Origin of the sequence: Streptomyces graminilatus, from assembly GCF_001418565.1 — a bacterium.
GTDB lineage: Bacteria > Actinomycetota > Actinomycetes > Streptomycetales > Streptomycetaceae > Streptomyces > Streptomyces graminilatus.
This window is the reverse complement of the sequence record NZ_LIQQ01000557.1, coordinates 1-1514: the sequence shown is the minus strand read 5'-3', so window position 1 is coordinate 1514 and position 1514 is coordinate 1. Positions and strand designations below refer to the sequence as shown.

The following is a 1514-nucleotide window of genomic DNA, read 5'->3' as shown; positions in this document are numbered from 1 at the left end:
GGTGGTGCGGGCCGGGCCGTCGGGCGGTGCGGGGGTGCCCGCTCGCTGCTCCCCGCTTGCCGTTTGCCGCTCGCAGCTCCCCGTTCTGGGCCTCGGGCCGGGCCCCTCGTCGCGGTGGGCATGGGGGATGGCGGGTGCTCGTCGCGGCCGGTCCTTCGGGAGGGCTGGCCCCCGTCATGGCGGGCCCCGTCGCTGCGGGTGTCGGCGTGCCCGCGTCGGCGTGGCTCGCCTTAGGGGCGGCGGAGGCGGGCCCTGAGCGGAGGCGCGCGGACATGTGCCCCGTGCCCCGGAGCGGCGATGTGGCCCCGTGCCCCCCGACGGACACGTGACGTCGTTCCGTGGGTCAGCTGTTGCCGGGGGACCCGCCTGTCACCGTCAGGAAGGCCACCGCCCCGGTCGCGACGAGGGCCACCGACAGGAGGCACCAGCGGCGGGCCGTGTGGAAGGTTGCCCGGATCTGCCAGACGTGGGCCATGGCGAGCAGCCAGCGTACGAAGGGGTCGGTGCGGGCGATGTTGGTCCTCGCGCGGTCCAGGTGCCCTCGCAACTGCGCGCGGCGGAGCGGGTCGGTCTCCGTCGCGAGGGCGCGGTTGATGTTCACGGCGACGGCACGGTGACGCAGCAGGTCGTCCACGCCGGTGGCGGCGGAGCCGAAGAAGTCGGCGGGGGAGGCGTCGACCAGCTCGCGCAGGCCGCGTACCGCCGGGGTGCTGAGCGTGGCCGCCGTGGTGATCGGCGGTACGAGCACCCGGCTGACCTGCCAGACGGCGAGGCAGACCCCGGTGAGCGCGACGACCAGCGCGGCGCCGGCGACCAGCGCCTCGCCCAGCCCGTGCACCTTCCCGACGGCCACCAGTGGCCCACCGCCCACGAGCGCGGCCCCGACGGCACCGAACGACGCGATCATCCACCGTGCGGCGGCCCGCAGTTCGGGCACGGCGTCGAGGGGGGAGGGGAGCGCGTCGAAGGGTGTGACGGCACCCGGTTCGGGCGCGTCCGGCGGCGGTTGCGCGGGGGCGGTCATGGGGGTGATCAACGCGGCCAGTCCTCCGCGGTGGGCGAGTCCTTGGTCAGCGCCTGGGGCGGCCCGTCGTCATCGGGCACGTCCGGGTACAGGACCCACGCCGTGCCGTCGTAGAACTCCAGCACACCGTCGTCGCCGAGCCGTACTTCGTTGATCTTCGGGGCGTCCGCCATGCACGCAGTATCCCCAATCGCGGGCGCGCTCACCGTCGTCCGGTCAACGGGGCGCCGACTCCACGTCGTTGAGGCAGCGCAGCACCGCCGTGACCGCCGCCCGCTGGGACGGCTGCTCAAGCCCTGCGGCGAGTTCCGGGCCGCGGTCTCCGGCGAGGATCCGCTCCAGGGCCGAGGCCATCGGGGAGAGGAGAGGGTCCGAGGCGAATCCGTCCAGGTTCGCGCGGGTCGCCTCGCCGGTCCCCGCAAGGCCGAGCGCGGCGGCGACGAAACCGCCGAGGGCGATGCCGAGATGCATCAGGGGCCACAGCTCGACG

Annotated in this window: 3 protein-coding genes; all 3 read right to left on the bottom strand. The window is 75.0% G+C overall.

The features are described 5' to 3' along the window. Positions 1 to 343: 343 nt before the first annotated feature. On the bottom strand, positions 344 to 1036 hold the full coding sequence (locus tag AOK08_RS36430) for a hypothetical protein (RefSeq protein WP_241827242.1): 693 nt from the start codon (positions 1034 to 1036) through the stop codon (positions 344 to 346). Next, entirely contained in the window at positions 1033 to 1197 is a 165-nt protein-coding gene (locus AOK08_RS46155; RefSeq protein WP_157876948.1) for a hypothetical protein, read from the bottom strand. Before AOK08_RS46155 ends, AOK08_RS36430 begins: the two co-directional genes overlap by 4 nt. 43 nt (positions 1198 to 1240) lie before the next feature. Beyond that, positions 1241 to 1514: hypothetical protein (locus AOK08_RS36425; protein ID WP_157876947.1), on the bottom strand; the 274-nt coding region annotated here is incomplete at its 5' end.